The 16597-nt window shown below is 42.1% G+C and carries 17 protein-coding genes; all 17 read left to right on the forward strand.

Translation table 11 applies throughout. The features are described from left to right. The first annotated feature begins 40 nt into the window (after positions 1–40). The 17 genes from PU629_RS07685 (at position 41) to PU629_RS07765 (ending at position 15949) form a co-directional block, all read left to right on the forward strand. Positions 41–1000 (forward strand): PhoH family protein, encoded by a 960-nt coding sequence (locus PU629_RS07685; RefSeq protein WP_275283695.1) that lies wholly within the window; start codon positions 41–43, stop codon positions 998–1000. 71 nt (positions 1001–1071) lie between these two features. Beyond that, the gene (locus PU629_RS07690) at positions 1072–3273 is read left to right on the forward strand and encodes an HD family phosphohydrolase (protein WP_275283696.1); all 2202 of its coding nucleotides are present in this window, start codon (positions 1072–1074) and stop codon (positions 3271–3273) included. Beyond that, positions 3270–3746: an rRNA maturation RNase YbeY gene (ybeY, locus tag PU629_RS07695; protein ID WP_275283697.1), complete on the forward strand. Its 477-nt coding sequence runs from the start codon at positions 3270–3272 to the stop codon at positions 3744–3746. The genes PU629_RS07690 and ybeY overlap by 4 nt, the downstream gene beginning before the upstream one ends. Next, positions 3746–4114, forward strand: coding sequence for a diacylglycerol kinase family protein (locus tag PU629_RS07700; RefSeq protein WP_275283698.1), 369 nt, complete (start codon positions 3746–3748; stop codon positions 4112–4114). The genes ybeY and PU629_RS07700 overlap by 1 nt, the downstream gene beginning before the upstream one ends. Positions 4115–4127: 13 nt before the next feature. Then, entirely contained in the window at positions 4128–4532 is a 405-nt protein-coding gene (locus PU629_RS07705; protein ID WP_275283699.1) for a cytidine deaminase, read from the forward strand. Continuing rightward, positions 4529–5434: a GTPase Era gene (gene era / locus PU629_RS07710; protein ID WP_275283700.1), complete on the forward strand. Its 906-nt coding sequence runs from the start codon at positions 4529–4531 to the stop codon at positions 5432–5434. Before PU629_RS07705 ends, era begins: the two co-directional genes overlap by 4 nt. A gap of 127 nt (positions 5435–5561) precedes the next feature. Continuing rightward, positions 5562–5699, forward strand: a complete 138-nt coding sequence (locus tag PU629_RS07715) for a YqzL family protein (RefSeq protein ID WP_275283701.1) — start codon at positions 5562–5564, stop codon at positions 5697–5699. An 18-nt stretch (positions 5700–5717) separates the two neighbouring features. Further along, positions 5718–6458 carry a DNA repair protein RecO gene (gene recO, locus PU629_RS07720; RefSeq protein WP_275283702.1) on the forward strand — a complete coding sequence of 247 codons (741 nt, stop codon included), beginning with the start codon at positions 5718–5720 and terminating at the stop codon, positions 6456–6458. Positions 6459–6748: 290 nt separating this feature from the next. Further along, positions 6749–7375 carry a transcriptional regulator CcpN gene (gene ccpN, locus PU629_RS07725; protein ID WP_275283703.1) on the forward strand — a complete coding sequence of 209 codons (627 nt, stop codon included), beginning with the start codon at positions 6749–6751 and terminating at the stop codon, positions 7373–7375. 15 nt (positions 7376–7390) lie between these two features. Continuing rightward, positions 7391–8200: a pyruvate, water dikinase regulatory protein gene (locus PU629_RS07730; RefSeq protein WP_275283704.1), complete on the forward strand. Its 810-nt coding sequence runs from the start codon at positions 7391–7393 to the stop codon at positions 8198–8200. A gap of 396 nt (positions 8201–8596) precedes the next feature. Then, on the forward strand, positions 8597–8995 hold the full coding sequence (locus tag PU629_RS07735; RefSeq protein ID WP_275283705.1) for a YaiI/YqxD family protein: 399 nt from the start codon (positions 8597–8599) through the stop codon (positions 8993–8995). Further along, complete coding sequence (gene dnaG / locus PU629_RS07740; protein WP_275284379.1) at positions 8988–10790, forward strand: DNA primase; 1803 nt, start codon at positions 8988–8990, stop codon at positions 10788–10790. Before PU629_RS07735 ends, dnaG begins: the two co-directional genes overlap by 8 nt. Before the next feature lie 30 nt (positions 10791–10820). After that, a complete protein-coding gene (gene rpoD, locus PU629_RS07745; RefSeq protein WP_275283706.1) occupies positions 10821–11936 on the forward strand; it encodes an RNA polymerase sigma factor RpoD in 1116 nt (371 codons plus the stop codon). Between the two features lie 302 nt (positions 11937–12238). After that, positions 12239–13378 (forward strand): acyl-CoA dehydrogenase family protein, encoded by a 1140-nt coding sequence (locus PU629_RS07750; protein WP_275283707.1) that lies wholly within the window; start codon positions 12239–12241, stop codon positions 13376–13378. 226 nt (positions 13379–13604) lie between these two features. Further along, the gene (gene cccA, locus PU629_RS07755) at positions 13605–13958 is read left to right on the forward strand and encodes a cytochrome c550 (RefSeq protein ID WP_275283708.1); all 354 of its coding nucleotides are present in this window, start codon (positions 13605–13607) and stop codon (positions 13956–13958) included. A gap of 174 nt (positions 13959–14132) precedes the next feature. Continuing rightward, the gene (locus PU629_RS07760) at positions 14133–14834 is read left to right on the forward strand and encodes a tRNA (adenine(22)-N(1))-methyltransferase (protein WP_275283709.1); all 702 of its coding nucleotides are present in this window, start codon (positions 14133–14135) and stop codon (positions 14832–14834) included. Next, the gene (locus tag PU629_RS07765) at positions 14831–15949 is read left to right on the forward strand and encodes a Nif3-like dinuclear metal center hexameric protein (protein ID WP_275283710.1); all 1119 of its coding nucleotides are present in this window, start codon (positions 14831–14833) and stop codon (positions 15947–15949) included. Before PU629_RS07760 ends, PU629_RS07765 begins: the two co-directional genes overlap by 4 nt. The last annotated feature ends 648 nt before the right edge of the window (positions 15950–16597 follow it).

Genomic DNA, 16597 nt, shown 5'->3' on the forward strand with positions numbered 1-16597 from the left:
TGTGGAGGCAAGAAAACAGTTCCAAGGAGATTGAGGCCATTTGTCTGAAAGACTTCTACATACAATTGAACTGCATTTAAATGAACAACATGATGTCATCACCTTATTTGGACCAAAAGATGCTCATTTGAAGCTTATAGAAGACCGCCTAGGGTGTTCGATAGTGACAAGAGGAGAAGGTGTGGCTGTAGGTGGAACTGAAGCACAAGCTGAGTTGGTTGAGATCATCCTGAATGGGCTTCTGAAACTTGTGCGTCAAAAGGTCGCCATTTCTGAGCGTGATGTCGTCTATGCGATTCAGTTGGCGGAAACCGGTCAAATTGACGTCCTAGATGAATTGTATGAGGAAGCGATTACGTTTAACTCGAAAGGAAAGCCGATCCGAATCAAGACATTGGGCCAGAAGCATTATGTGCAAGCCATGAAGAAAAATGACATGGTTTTTGGCATCGGGCCTGCTGGAACAGGTAAAACCTATCTAGCGGTTGTCATGGCTGTTACCGCCCTAAAAGCAGGGTCGATCAAAAAAATTCTTTTAACAAGACCTGCTGTTGAAGCCGGTGAAAGCCTAGGCTTTTTACCAGGGGATTTAAAGGAAAAAGTAGATCCTTATTTGAGACCGTTATATGATGCTTTGCATGATATTCTCGGTCAAGAGCATACACAGCGTTTAATCGAACGCGGGACCATTGAGATCGCGCCTCTTGCTTATATGAGAGGAAGAACGCTTGAGGATGCCTTTGTTATCTTGGATGAAGCGCAAAATACGACACAAGAGCAAATGAAGATGTTTTTGACACGGCTTGGATTTGGTTCGAAGATGGTCATTACAGGGGATATTACCCAGGTTGACTTGCCAAAAGGCAAAACATCCGGACTAAAGATGGCTGAAACAACATTGAGCCATGTCAAAGGGATTTCCGTTATTCGTTTGCAGCGTGTGGATGTGGTACGTCATCCGCTTGTGCAAAAAATAATAGAGGCTTATGAAACTGTCTAATTGGTGATTAGAATTCATAGAGTGTGGGTTTGGGGATGAAATACGAATAGGGTGAGGAGAAATGAAATGAAATGAAAAAGCTTGAGTGGCAGACGTTCATCAATCGTTTCAAAGCACAAGTCGCTTTTTCTTGGCTGGTCTATTTCGCCATCGGAGTCGTTATGTTCGTTGCGACGATCAATACGGCCATGCCTGCCAAACTTCATATTCAACTGCACCAAATTGCAACACAGGATATTCAGTCGCCTGTTGAGGTCGTCGATGAAGTCGCAACAAAGGTAGCCCAAGAGCAGGCCTCTGCTGATACGCCAACTTCTTATGTATATCAGAAAGACCTGGCCATGATTCAAGTTGAAAAGGCAAGTGATATCTTTAGTGCGATTACAGAGGAGCGGAACAAGGTCAATTCTATCGTGACGAATACCTCTGATCAGGCTGACAGCGAAGGTGAGAGTCAAGATCAAGAAGAGGCAGGCACATCTATTCCTTCTATCGATCAGCAGATAAAAGATGTAAGGAATAAGCTGACCGATTCCGCCAGTCAGCAAATTTCAGATAGTACTTTGAAAACGTTGCTGACGACGTCTGAACACAATTTCGGTCTTGCCAGTGAGATTGTCAGCTCATCGATTTATGAATCCATGAGTAATAAGATAAAATGGGATGATCTGGATAAAGTTCAACAGGCAGCACTGAATTCGATCCCTACAACTGTCGATTCCCAAGAACTGCATCAGGCGATCGGTGATTTGCTCAATTTCCTCATTGTTCCCAATTACGTGTTCGATGCGGCAGGGACTAAGCAAAATAAGGCAGAGGCTGCAAAAGCGGTTGATCCCGTCGTTATCCATCAAGGTGAGGTTATTGTAAAAAAAGGGGAATTGGTCACCACTGATGTGATGAGAAAGCTAAAAGCCGTGGGATTATTGAATGAAACCTTTAATATCTTACCGTTTATAGGGCTTGCGATCTTTGTTACCTTTTTAACGATTTTAATTGGAATGGAACTTATCCAAATACAGCGTTCCAAGAAATCCACTAAAAATCTCCTATTGGTGTATTTCTGCTTATTTTTTATCACGTTTGTCTTTATTAAGCTTGATGCCCTCCTCAGGCATACTCATTTAACAGGGATTGAATTTATTATCCCGGTTTCTAGCGGTACGCTTTTGATGGCTATCCTGATTAATAAGCGAATAGCGGCAGTGTCCTCCATCGCTTTTGCACTTTGTTCCGGTTTTATATTCGGAAGCTCTGAAGGGACATCCGGGATTTTTGATTATCAAATGGCCATCTATATTTTGTTCTCGACTCTTGCCGGTTCGACGGTTTTAAGAGGCAGTCATTCACGGCCAAGGATCTTGCAAACTGGGTTAATAATTTCAGTTGTAAACGTCATGACGGTGCTCAGTCTAATGTTAATGAAAAGCGGCGGGCTGCATCTGCCATCACTTGGACTCGAATTGGGCTATACCGTCCTATCCGGCTTTTTATCAACCATACTAACATCTGGTCTCTTACCTTTCTTTGAAACGGTATTTGGCATCTTGTCAGCGCTTCGGTTAATCGATCTATCAAATCCCAATCACCCATTGTTAAAGAAAATTTTAATGGAGGCACCTGGCACTTACCACCATAGTATTATGGTGGCCAATCTTGCGGAGAGTGCTTGTGAAGCGATTGGAGCAAACGGTCTTTTGGCAAGAGTCGCTGCTTATTATCATGATATCGGAAAGACAAAACGCCCTCATTTTTTTATTGAGAACCTGATGGATGAGGAAAACCCTCATGACAAAATATCGCCGCAGCTTTCTAAAACGATCATTATCTCACATCCCTATGACGGGGCTAAGATCTTGCGTGAGCATCGATTGCCTAAAGAAATTATTGATATTTGTGAGCAGCACCATGGAACAACCCTGTTAAAATTCTTCCATCACAAAGCTCAGGAAGAAATGGGGCAAGCGATTGATGAGAGCGAATTTCGTTATCCGGGACCAAAGGCCCAAACTAAAGAAGCGGCAGTGGTTGAACTTTGTGACAGTGTGGAGGCAGCGGTTCGGTCTATGAAAAAGCCGAATCCTGTTAAAATCCAAAATCTCGTGCAAAAAATTTTTAAGGACCGATTGCAGGATGGCCAGTTTGATGAATGCGATATTACGATGCAAGAGCTTCATGAGGTCCAAACGTCCATTTTTGAAACCTTAAATGGTATTTTCCATCAAAGAATTGAGTATCCCGAAGAAGGGGATAAGAAAGCGGTGAGCGAATGACACTTGAAATTGATTTTGAAGATGAAGGCCAAGAGGTAAGTGCCCAAACGATTGAAATGCTCGATAAGCTTTTGAAGCATTGTGCCAAGGAATTAGATGTCCAAAACGCGGAATTATCGGTCATGTTTGTGGATAATGACCGGATCCAAGAGATCAACGCTATGTATCGAGATAAAGATCAGCCAACAGACGTGATCTCCTTTGCATTAGAAGAGGAGGGAGAGGGAGAAGTGGTGATTGTCGGAGAAGCCGATCTTCCAAGGGTGCTTGGTGATATTGTCATTTCCGTTCCGAAAGCTGTGGAACAGGCGGCCGACTATGGTCACTCGTTTGAACGTGAAATAGGGTTCTTAGCAGTTCACGGATTATTGCATTTGTTAGGGTATGATCACATGACAGAAGCTGACGAATCTGAGATGTTTGGCCTGCAGGAAAAACTGCTCGACTCCTTTGGACTTACGAGGTCTTCGTAATGACTGGTGACCGGCGAAAGCCCGGACCTTTTTTAAAAAGCTTTGTCTGGGCATTTTCAGGGATCGGTCAGGCTTTTAAATCAGAAAGAAATTTACATGTCCAAAGCAGTGTCGGCTTCATCGTCATCGTCGTGTCCATTTATTTACATATTTCGCTTTCAGATTGGATTCATGTTAGCTTACTTATTGGTGGTGTGATAAGCTTAGAGCTAGTGAATACGGCCATTGAAAGGGTGGTTGATCTCGTGACAGAGGACAAGCATCCGCTTGCTAAGGCGGCAAAGGATATCGCAGCAGGAGCGGTGCTCTTTTTCTCAATCACCTCCGTTGTGATTAGTTTTCTTATTTTTCTTAAATACATCCTGTAAAAGGTGGTAGCGTATGACGACTCAAGAACAATTAGTAGAAGCAGCCAAGCGGGCAAGGGAACTGGCCTATGTTCCCTATTCTAACTTTCAGGTAGGGGCGGCACTGCTTACCGACCAAGATGAGATCATCTTAGGAGGAAACATTGAAAATGCTGCTTATTCTGTAACAAACTGTGCAGAAAGAACCGCTTTATTTAAAGCCTTCTCAGACGGCAAGAAAACGTACAAGATGATGGCGGTTGTCGCTGACAGCAACCGGCCGGTTCCGCCATGTGGCGCTTGCAGACAAGTCATGGCAGAGCTTTGTCCGGAAGACATGGTTGTCATCTTAGCTAATTTAAAAGGAGACACTGAAGTGACAAGTGTCAAAGAGCTTCTTCCAGGAGCATTTCAAGCAAAGGATATGAATGAAGAATGACAGATGGATTTAAATCGGGGTTTGTTGCCTTAATTGGCCGTCCAAATGTGGGCAAATCCACTTTACTAAATGAACTTGTTGGTCAGAAGGTGGCCATCATGAGCAATAAACCTCAGACAACAAGAAATAAAATTCAAGGGGTCTATACAACGGATGATGCTCAAATCATCTTTATTGATACTCCAGGCATTCACAAACCTAAGCATCGACTCGGTGAATTTATGACTCAAATTGCTGAGCAGACCTTAAGAGAAGTGGACCTTATTTTATTTATGGTAGACGTGGAAGCGGGAATGGGACGCGGTGACCAATACATTATGGAGCGATTGAAGAAGTCCTCTACACCGGTGTTTCTTATTTTAAATAAAATAGATCTAGTTCACCCAGAACAGCTTTTACCTGTCATTGATACGTATCGAAAAGAGATGGATTTTAAAGAGGTCGTTCCGATTTCAGCACGTCTTGGCAGCAATGTGAATACGATGTTAGAGGAGATCAAACATTACTTAGAAGAAGGTCCCAAATATTATCCAGATGACCAAGTGACCGATCACCCTGAGCGCTTTATTATCTCTGAATTAATTCGAGAGAAAATTCTCCAATTAACTGAGGAAGAAGTGCCTCATTCGGTTGCGGTCGTCATCGAAAACATAGAGCCCCCATCTAATGGTGACAAGATGACTGTTCAAGCCGCCATTATCGTGGAACGTGATTCTCAAAAAGGGATTATTATTGGAAAAGGCGGCAAAATGCTCAAAGAGATTGGTTCACGGGCACGGCGTGATATTGAAGCACTTCTTGGCTCTCGCATTTACCTTGAACTCTGGGTTAAGGTGCAAAAAAATTGGCGAGACAAGGCTTTTTATCTGCGTGACTTTGGCTTTGATCAAGATGAGTATTAAAAAAGAATGGGTCCTCTTGGGATGGAGAGGCTTCAATTAATGAGAGGAAAAAATTCCTTCTCATGGTTTAGGCAAAAATCGTGAATCCTATAAGTAGTTCTATAAAAGCATGAAAGGTGGTTGACGCATGTTAGACTTCACATGGAAAGTCTTTTGCATGACAGGAAACATTGACACCTATCTTCTTTACAAGGAACTTACAGATGAAGGAGACGAAATCGAGGAAACCGACCAGGAGCACTTTTCTGACCAGCCCATTCATTAATAGTGGGTGATAAGTGCAATGAATTCAGATGAAGCACTTGTGATACGTTCAACAAACTACGGTGAAACGAATAAAATAATTACTCTTTTAACAAAAGAAAAAGGAAAAATTGGGGTTATGGCCAGGGGGGCGAAACGACCAAAAAGCCCGCTGCATTCGGGCTCACAGCTCCTCACCCATGGCCTCTATTTGTATCAAAAATCAAGGGGTTTAGGGACGCTCTATCAAGCAGATAGTATTGAGGGATTTCGATACATAAAATCAGATCTCGTTGCTATGGCGCACGCTGCTTACATAATTGAGATGGTGGATAAGCTTGTTGAGGAAAATCAACCGTCTCCTTCACTCTTTTCATTTATTTTAAAGCTGCTGGAGCTTCTTGAAGACAAGCGTCCCCCCCAAGTACTGAGATTGATTTTTGATCTGCGCATGCTCGGTCTTGCCGGGATTCAACCAGAATTATCAAGCTGTGCCGCGTGCGGGGGGAGAAGCGGACCTTATTCCTTCTCGTTTTCTACGGGCGGGTTGCTGTGCACCGAATGCCGAAACCAGGATCCGACAGCCGTTCCTTTACCAGATCCTGTTACACGCCTTTTTTACTTGTTCCAAAAAATTGATCCAAATAAGATTGGTGATATCTCACTTAAACCTGAAACGGTTCAGCTAATGAGCGCTATTCTCGACCAATACTTTGATCAATATTCAGGGCTTCGACTCAAGTCCAAGCAATTTCTCAAACAACTTGATAAATTGGATTAAAACTTTCTTAAATTAAGAAAGTTTTTTTTCATGCTTTAAGTGCCTGGTTTAATAAAAGAGGTTTAATTCGAGTGAAATTCGCGGATGATAGGTAAATGTGACTAAGTCGTGACAATTCAAAGGTTTTGATGGGAAAAAGGAGGATTTTAGAACGGGAGATAGAAATACAATTAAGTAATATAAAGTAATGGCTTTGATTTTTAGTGAAGGCACTTTTTCTAAATGTTTGAAAAATCGCTTTTGCGAAACCTTATCTGTTTGTGAACGGTTCATGAAGGTGGTGAGCAGGATTGGAGTTAAACGAACGTCAAAACAAGATCCTACAAATTGTGAAAGAGCAAGAACCGATTACGGGTGACAAAATCGCGGATCAGTTAAACGTGACACGGGCGACGCTTCGTCCTGATCTTGCCATACTCACAATGTCCGGATTTTTGGATGCAAGACCAAGAGTCGGTTATTTTTTTACTGGAAAATCATCTTCGCAGTTGTTGATGGAAAAGGTTATTCAACTGACGGTAAAGGATTACCAGTCTATCCCTGTTGTTGTCCAAGAGGCCACCTCGGCCTACGATGCCGTTTGTACGATGTTTTTAGAAGATGTCGGAACTCTATTTGTCGTCAACAAAGAGGGGTATTTGACCGGGGCACTTTCGCGAAAGGATTTACTGCGGGCAAGTTTAGGCAATCAGGATTTAACATCTATTCCCGTTAGCATTATCATGTCTCGAATGCCTAATCTTGCCGTTTGTGAACAGACTGATTTGATTATCGACATTGCGAAGAGACTAATTGATCATCAAATAGATGGGCTTCCTGTTGTACGAAAAAAAGAAAAAGGATATGAAGTCATCGGGCGAATTACGAAAACCAATATAACGCGTGCTTTTACTGAGATGGTTCGGGATCATGACTAATTGGGGAGGAACAAAATGAATAAGAATCGCCTCATATATGTTGTTTCAGATTCAGTTGGGGAGACGGCTGAATTAGTCGTTCAAGCCTCTAAAAGTCAATTTCAGCAAAAAAAAATTAACACGCTGCGTTTTCCGTATGTTAATGATCAAGAGACAGTGGATGAAATTATCGCTTCAGCAAAAGAAAATCATGCCCTCATTGCATTTACCATTGTCATTCAATCGATTAAAGCTTATCTTGTCGATCAGGCAGAACTTCATCACGTTCCCTATATTGATATTCTCGGCCCTTCTATTCAAAAGATGCGCCAGTTTTTCGAAGAGGAGCCAAAGTTCGAGCCTGGGCTGATTCACAAATTGGACGAGGCCTATTTTAGACGAGTAGAAGCGATTGAATTTGCCGTTAAATACGACGATGCCCGTGATCCAAGGGGAATTATGAGAGCAGATATTGTTTTAATTGGTGTATCCCGCACCTCCAAGACCCCGCTCTCACAATATCTGGCTTTGAAAAGATATAAGGTAGCAAATGTTCCGGTTGTACCGGAAGTAGAACCTCCGGAGGAACTCTTTAAAATTAATCCAAAAAAGTGTTTTGGTCTGCGTATCTCGCCAAAACAATTGAACGATATTCGTAAAGAACGGCTTAAGGCTCTCGGACTCGCACAGGATGCCAATTATGCGAAGCTCGACCGGATCGAAAAGGAACTCAATCATTTTGAACAGGTCATTAGCAGGATTGGCTGTAAAGTGATTGATGTGTCTAATCGAGCCGTTGAAGAGACGGCCAATGTCATCATTAATACCTATAAAGATCAATCTTAAGGACTAATCGGGCAAAACAAAATCGGCTTAATAAGTGGAATGAATGGATGAATTTAGAGAAACACAAAAATTCCTATCAAGATAACTTGACTTTTTCAATGCTTTTTACTTGTCCAAATGAATTTAAATGTATTATAATACATTTTTGTGATAAAAATAGTGGATACATGGCTTGACTTATGGTAATCGACAACTTTCGAAAAATTAAAACATAGATTTGATGGGAGGAGTTTTAAGATTCGACCTCGAATATATTAAAATAGAGAAATTTGATGAAAGATGCACCTTTTTTTATTGACCTAAATCTAAGGGTGATCACATATCATAAGTTATAAAAAGAGACCGTCTCAAATTTTCGTCGATGCGGATGCTTGTCCCGTCAAAGAAGAGATATTAGTGGTAGCCAATCACTACCGCATTCAAGTGCTATTCGTAGCCTCTTATCAGCACCATTCAACAAAAGTAAGTGGACAATGGGTCTACGTGGATCCGGATCGGGAAGCCGCGGACTTGTATATTGTCAATCATGTTTCAACCGGTGATTTGGTTGTCACTCAAGACATGGGGCTTGCTGGACTTCTGACACAAAGAGGAGTTTACATATTAACTCCGCGAGGTAAGTCCATCCATGAAGGCAATATCTCTAGTCTTTTAGACCAACGCTATATCTCGAAGAAGTTAAGAGAAAAGGGACACCGTACTAAGGGTCCAAAGGCGATGAGTTCTGAGGATAAAGCTGTCTTCAAAAACGCTCTTATAGAATGGGTGCAAATGTACCATCATGGGGATGATTAGCTTGAGGATTGAGGAAGAAACGATTGAAAAGGTTCGAACAGCTTTGGATATCGTTGAGGTTGTCGGGGAATATGTCCATCTCAAAAAATCAGGGCGTAATTATTTTGGACTATGTCCGTTTCATCAAGAACATACGCCTTCTTTTTCAGTCTCTCCAGACAAACAGATCTTTCACTGCTTTGGCTGTGGAATGGGAGGCAATGTCTTTACTTTCTTGATGGAGCTTGAAGGATACAATTTTCCCGAGGCAGTCAGGGTATTAGCGGAGAAGGCCCATATCCCAGTACCTGAGAGTGAGACAAGAGAAGAGGGACAAAGACAGGATGATTTAAATCCATTATATCATGGGATGGAACTGTTAACCAAATTATTTCATTATCTTTTAGTGGAGACCGACTATGGAAAGCCGGCCCTTCAGTATCTTAAGGAGAGAGGATTCTCTGATGAAACCATCGCTCAGTATAAGATCGGGTACGCTCTTGACGATTGGGATACACAAACCAAATTCCTAGAGCGGCGCCAATTACCCTTACACTTATTTGAGCAGGTGGGGATGCTGGATAAACGATCGTTTGACGGCAAGCGATTTGATCGATTTCGCAATCGGGTCATGTTCCCAATTTGGGATACACGAGGGAGAACGGTGGCTTTTGCTGGAAGAGTTCTTAATGATCAAAAGCCAAAGTATCTCAACACACCGGAATCGCCCATTTTTCATAAAGGCCGCCTTCTATATGGGTACCATTTAGCGAGGCAGGTTATTAAACAACGAAATGAAGTGGTGTTGTTTGAAGGCTATATGGATGTGGTAAAAGCCTCTCAAGCAGGTGTGACAAATGGCGTGGCCTCAATGGGAACGTCATTAACGGAAGAACAAGCAGGACTTTTGACCCGCGGTGCCGAAAAGATAATAATATGCTATGATGCCGACCAAGCAGGTGTAGACGCCGCCTTTCGAGCTGCTTCTCTTTTGGAGAAATACGGAAGAACGATAAAGATTGCGCGAATGATTGATGGACTTGACCCCGATGACTACATTACCCGTTATGGTGCTGAACGCTTTAGGACAGATGTAATAGGGGCCAGCATGACGATCACAGCATTCAGGCTTTATTACTTAAGGAAAAATCGGAATCTAAACGATGAAGGCGATCGGCTTCGGTATATTGATGATGTATTGGGCGTCTTATCCGAATTGCCTAAGGCTGTTGAGCGAGATCATTATTTAAGGCAGTTGGCAGATGAATTTTCGCTTTCATTGGATGCCTTAAAACAACAGCAATACTTGATCTTTCGTCGGAAGAAACGAGCTGATAAAGCCGAACCGCCTGTTGGCAGACGTTTACCCGTTAAGAAATCGTCGCTTCTTCCTGCCTATTTAAGTGCTGAACGTCACCTCATCGCTTATATGCTTCGTCATGAGGATGTCGCAAATAAAGTGAGAACAGAAATTGGAGGCTCTTTTTATGACGATCTTCACCAGGCGATAGTGGCTTATCTTTATGCTTTCTATGAAGAAGGGTTGGAACCAGATATCAGTGCTTTTATTCAGAAATTGCCAGATCCTGATTTGAGAGCGCGTGTTACTGATATTGCTATGATTGATATTGATGAGGATGTGGATGAACAAGTCATCCAGGATTATATCGATCAAATGATCAAGCATCATCAAGTGCTTGTGATTGAAGAAAAACTTGCAGCCAAAAATGAGGCTGAAAAACAGCAGGATCTTGATACAGCAACTAAGCTCCTCGCCGAAATTATTGAATTAAAGAAAGACTTGCAAAACCGTTAAGAAATTTGAGCTTTGGAAGGAGGGGATCAAATGGCTGAGAAACAGAGCAAGCCAAAGATAGACCCTGAAGTGACACTTGACCAAATGAAAGAAAAATTGGTTGAATTAGGAAAAAAACGAGGGGTATTATCCTACAGCGAAATTGCTGAGCGCCTTGCGCCATTTGATCAAGACTCGGAGCAAATGGATGAGTTCTACGACTTTCTTGGAGAACAAGGCATCGATGTTCTTGAAGATGCTGGAGAAGAAGTCGAGGAATCAACTGAGGAAAAAGACGAAGAGTTTGATCTTAATGATTTAAGCGTACCACCAGGGGTTAAAATCAATGACCCAGTTAGAATGTACTTAAAAGAAATAGGCCGAGTGGATCTTCTTTCTGCAGAAGATGAGATTTCACTTGCACAGCGCATTGAAGAAGGCGATGAAGAAGCTAAACGCCGATTAGCAGAAGCTAATTTACGGCTTGTGGTCAGCATTGCCAAACGCTATGTCGGACGAGGCATGCTCTTCCTAGACTTGATCCAAGAAGGAAATATGGGACTAATCAAAGCCGTTGAGAAGTTTGATTACCGAAAAGGATACAAGTTCAGTACGTACGCCACATGGTGGATTCGTCAGGCGATTACACGCGCCATTGCGGACCAGGCACGTACGATTCGGATCCCGGTCCACATGGTGGAAACCATTAATAAACTGATTCGTGTACAGCGTCAAATGCTTCAAGACCTCGGGCGCGAACCAACACCAGAGGAAATCGGCAAAGAGATGGAGCTCCCATCTGATAAAGTCCGAGAAATCTTGAAAATCGCACAGGAACCTGTTTCATTAGAAACGCCTATCGGTGAAGAAGACGATTCCCATTTAGGTGATTTTATTGAAGATCAAGATGCTCAGGCCCCTCAAGATGCCGCTGCCTATGAATTGCTTAAAGAACAATTAGAGGATGTCTTAGATACGCTAACAGACCGTGAAGAAAACGTTCTTCGCCTTCGTTTTGGTCTCGATGACGGACGCACCCGTACATTGGAAGAAGTAGGCAAAGTATTTGGCGTGACACGTGAGCGAATTCGTCAAATTGAAGCTAAGGCCCTCCGGAAATTAAGACACCCAAGCCGCAGTAAACAACTAAAAGATTTTCTAGAATAAGTATGTTTAATTAAGTTTACTTCTTTATGAAGTAAACTTTTTTCTTTGCTTTTTTTTATGACTGATGCAGGTAAGAAGTTATTTCTATTTTACTGACTTTTTAAACGATTTGCAAACGCCCTAAAGTATTGAGTGATGTCGAAAGAAAGCTTGTGAAAAAAGATGCGATCCCCAACTATCTGTATTGACGGCATTTATCTGCGTGAAACTTGTCGAAAGGTTTTAAAGGATTGAAAGCCTTTACTTTAATCATTTATAATAATGTGTAAGCGTATACAATAGAGCGTTAGGAGGGAATCCATTTGCATTTCGATTTAACGGAAGAACAGGCCATGTTAAAAAAATTGATGCGTGAATTTGCGGATGAAGAGGTGGCCCCTGGAGCGATTGAAAGAGACCGGTTGGGCACTTTTCCGAAAGAGGTGATGAAAAAGTTAGGGGATCTCGGGATATTGGGGCTTCCTTTTCCTGAGGAGTATGGCGGGGCAGGGGCCGACACCATCAGCTTTGCGATCGCAACAGAAGAACTTAGCCGTGTTTGTGCGTCAACCGGTATCACTTATTCGGCACACGTATCGCTTGGTGGAGCGCCTTTGCACTTATTTGGAACCCCTGACCAAAAGGAACGTTATTTGACGGCCGTTTGCTCTGGTGAAAGCTTAGGCGCTTTTGGTCTAACTGAACCGGGAGCTGGATCAGATGCAGGGGGGACAGAGACGAAGGCCATCGATGAAGGGGACCACTGGGTGATTACAGGCAATAAATGCTTTATTACAAATGCTTCTTATGCAAACTTTGTCCCTGTTACTGCGGTAACGGGAAAGAAAGAAGGTAAGAAAGAAATTACAGCGATTATCGTCCCAACTCATTCTCAAGGGTTTCGTATCACAGAACCCTATGAAAAAATGGGATTACACGCTTCAAATACGACAGAGCTTTATTTGGAAGAGGTCAAAGTTCCAAAAGAAAATGTATTAGGAAGACGCGGAGAAGGGTTTAAACAGTTTCTAGTGACCCTTGATGGAGGGCGAATTGGGATAGGGGCAATGGCCATCGGGATCGCACAAGGGGCCTATGATAAAGCTCTGAGTTATGCCAAGAAGAGAACTCAGTTTGGTCAGTCTATTTCAAGCTTTCAAGTCAATCAATTTAAGCTTGCGGATATGGCGATGAAAATAGAATTTGCCCGGTTAATGGTTTATAAAGCCGCTTGGCTTAAGGACCAGGGAAAACGTTTCTCGAAGGAAGCAGCGATGGCGAAGCTTTATGCTTCAGAGATAAGTATGGAAGTCTGTCGCGAAGCCATTCAACTCCATGGGGGAAACGGGTACATGAGAGAATATGAAGTCGAACGATTTATGAGAGATGCCAAATTGCTTGAGATCGGCGAAGGAACCTCAGAGGTACAACGGCTGGTGATTTCAAGAGAAATAGGATGTTGAGGTCTAATAAGCCCACCAAGTAAGGGGAAGTGAGAGCCTGAATAAGGCTCTTTTTGCCGTTACAGAAGGACTAATACCCCTTCTATCATTTTTAAAAGAATAGCAAATCTTATTTTTTCTCTTTTCAGACACTTAATTTTAAAGTAAAATAAAAGTGGACTTTAATGATTGTTTATTGTTTCTGAAAATGTGAATAAGACATTTCTACATAAGGAGGCATAATAGGTTGAAACGAAATCCACTTATTCCGTTTGCGTTTATCGCTGTAATTGGAATCGTTCTCATGCTGGTGATAGGAGTGTGGGGCGGAAACACAGCGAGAGAGCGTGCTAATGGTGGAAGCAGCACTTCTCAATCTCAGGCGCAAACACCTGATAAAATCTTCCAACAAAATTGTTCCTCTTGTCATGGCGATCAACTTCAAGGTGGGATTGGTCCGAACTTGCAAAAAATTGGATCTAAGTTAAGCAAAGATCAAATATTAACCCAAATTAAAAATGGTGGCGGTGCGATGCCTGCGAATGTCATTCAAGGAAAAGATGCTGAAGCCGTCGCTACATGGTTATCGAAGAAGAAATAAATGAAATAAGTCAAACATAAAAGAGATGACACTTATAGTGTGGTCTCTTTTCATTTTTTCAGGATTTTAAATTGAGGAAATCAGTGTTTTCAGATGTGATTTGCATGTCTAAAAGCAACTGCGCTATGATAATAGTGGCTTAATTGTGTATCTTAAAGAGAATAGAGGAACAGAATGAATCCTATTAAAGTGTCAATGCGTTTATCATTACTTGCCCGTTGGATTCCAGTGGGCTCAAAACTTGCGGATATTGGGTCGGACCATGCCTATTTGCCCGTTTACGCTTTTCAAACCGGAAGAATTGTAAAGGCTATTGCTGGAGAGGTGAATCAGGGGCCGTATGAATCCGCAAGAGAAACAGTACAAGGACTTAATTTGTCAACATACATAGAAGTAAGGAAAGGGAACGGTTTAGAAGTGATCGAAAAGCATGAGGTGGATACCATTGTTGTCGCAGGAATGGGTGGTGCCCTCATTCGGAACATTCTAGAAGAGGGAAAATCACGTCTTTCTGATGATCAAACCCTTATTCTTCAGCCAAACAACGGGGAAGAGGCGCTTCGAGATTGGCTTTATATGAATCAATGGAAAATCGATAAAGAAGCTATTTTGGAAGAAGATGGTCATATTTATGAAGCCATGAAAGTGTCGAAGTCAAAAGACCGGTTTGACTATAGCCAAGAGGATCTTCTATTTGGTCCGTTTTTGAGAGTCGAACAATCCGCGACCTTTATAAAAAAATGGTCTCGTGAATTAGAAAAATGGGAGGGGATTTATCGCGGGATTCAAGAAAATGTAGATGATTCAATGGATAGGAAAGAAAGATTGGCTGAAATAAAAAAACATATTAAGCGGATTGAGGAGGCATTACAATGACGGTGCTGGACGGACAAGCGCTTATTCATTATTTTGAACAGCATGTACCGAAGTCTCTAGCTGTTGAAGGCGACCGAATCGGTTTGCAAATCGGAACCTTGAATAAACCGGTCAGCCGAGTGATGGTGACGTTAGATGTTCTAGAAAATGTGGTCGATGAAGCGATCCAAAAACAAGTTGATCTTATCATTGCCCATCACCCGGTGATCTATCGTCCTCTTAAAACCATGAGAACCGATCAGGGGCAAAGCAAAATTGTAGCGAAGTGTATTCAGCACAACATAACCGTATACGTTGCCCATACGAACCTTGATATTGCGGAAGGCGGGTTAAATGATTGGCTGGCAGATGCTTTAAAGCTGCAGGATGTGCAGGTACTATCTCCTACCTATACTGAGCCGCTTTATAAGCTGGTTGTGTTTGTTCCAAAAACCCATGAAACAAGAGTACGAGAAGCAATAGGAGAAGCAGGGGCTGGGTTTATTGGCAACTATAGCCACTGTACATTTAACGCCGCTGGAGTTGGAACCTTTCGACCAGGGGAAGGCGCGATGCCGTATATTGGGAGAATAGGGGAGTTGGAACGCGTTGAAGAAGTTCGAATCGAAACAATCGTTCCAGAAGGGCAGTGGCAGCAAGTTAAGGAGGCGATGCTTGCTGCACATCCCTATGAAGAAGTAGCTTATGATCAATATGAGTTGAAAAATCAAGGGAAGGTATTGGGTTTAGGCCGAGTGGGTGCCCTTAATACCCCCATGACTCTCAAAGCATTAGCCCAACATTTAAAGGCACTTTTTAAGTTGGAGGGAGTTCGGGTTGTAGGGGATTTATCAAGGGAAATTAAGACCGTTGCCGTGCTTGGCGGGGATGGTAATCATTATATTCACGAAGCTTCTGCCAAGGGAGCGGATTGCTTTATAACAGGGGATCTTTATTACCATACCGCTCATGATGCTATTTTAGACAAACTGTCTGTGATCGATGTGGGTCATCATGTTGAGAGTATCATGAAGCAAGGCGTCAAAGATCTATTAACGCCATTCATTAAGAATGGCCAGTATGAGACAGAGATTTTGATATCAGAAGCACCCACCAACCCGTTTCAGTTTCTTTAAAAGTTCAAAGAAATAAGAAAGCCCCCCTTGAATGTTAACGGGTTCACTTCAGAGGTGCAAACAATTAACTATCAAGGTAAATCGCACGGGTTTCACATAGTCATTCACCGCGCGATTTTTATTGTAATATCAATATTTATTGACCCTTTCATCCGTAAATCACCGATCAAATCACAGTTTAATTTACATGGGTGGAAATAATTATTGGAGGTGTGTGAATTAACTGGTGATTGAGCAAGTGAAAGGTAGGGTAATTACCAAGCCATTTGGATATATATGTAAAAATAAGGGTTGAATTATCGAAGACTTTGTGAAAAAATGGTTCTTAAAGTAAAAACCGGACTGTCATGGTTAACAATAAATTTTAGAGTCACCTGTGATCGTTGAAATAAGCGGAGATTTTTCCGTTATCAACCAAAGTAGCGTTCAGTTCGTCGTGAATAAGCGGAGTTTTTCCGTTTAAACAAAAAGAAATGACCCATTTTCATGTTTTTTGAGTCAATAGACGGAATTATTCCGTCTATTTTAGCTATTTTCAATGTCGCTTTCTAAATAAGCGGAATTTCTCCGCTTATTTAGAAAGTTTGCTTTAGCCATTTAATGAAAGAGGTAATCGATTGCATTTTATGAAAATAAAACAACCGAATC

It is taken from the genome of Pullulanibacillus sp. KACC 23026 (assembly GCF_029094525.1).
Classification (GTDB): Bacteria; Bacillota; Bacilli; order Bacillales; family Sporolactobacillaceae; genus KACC-23026.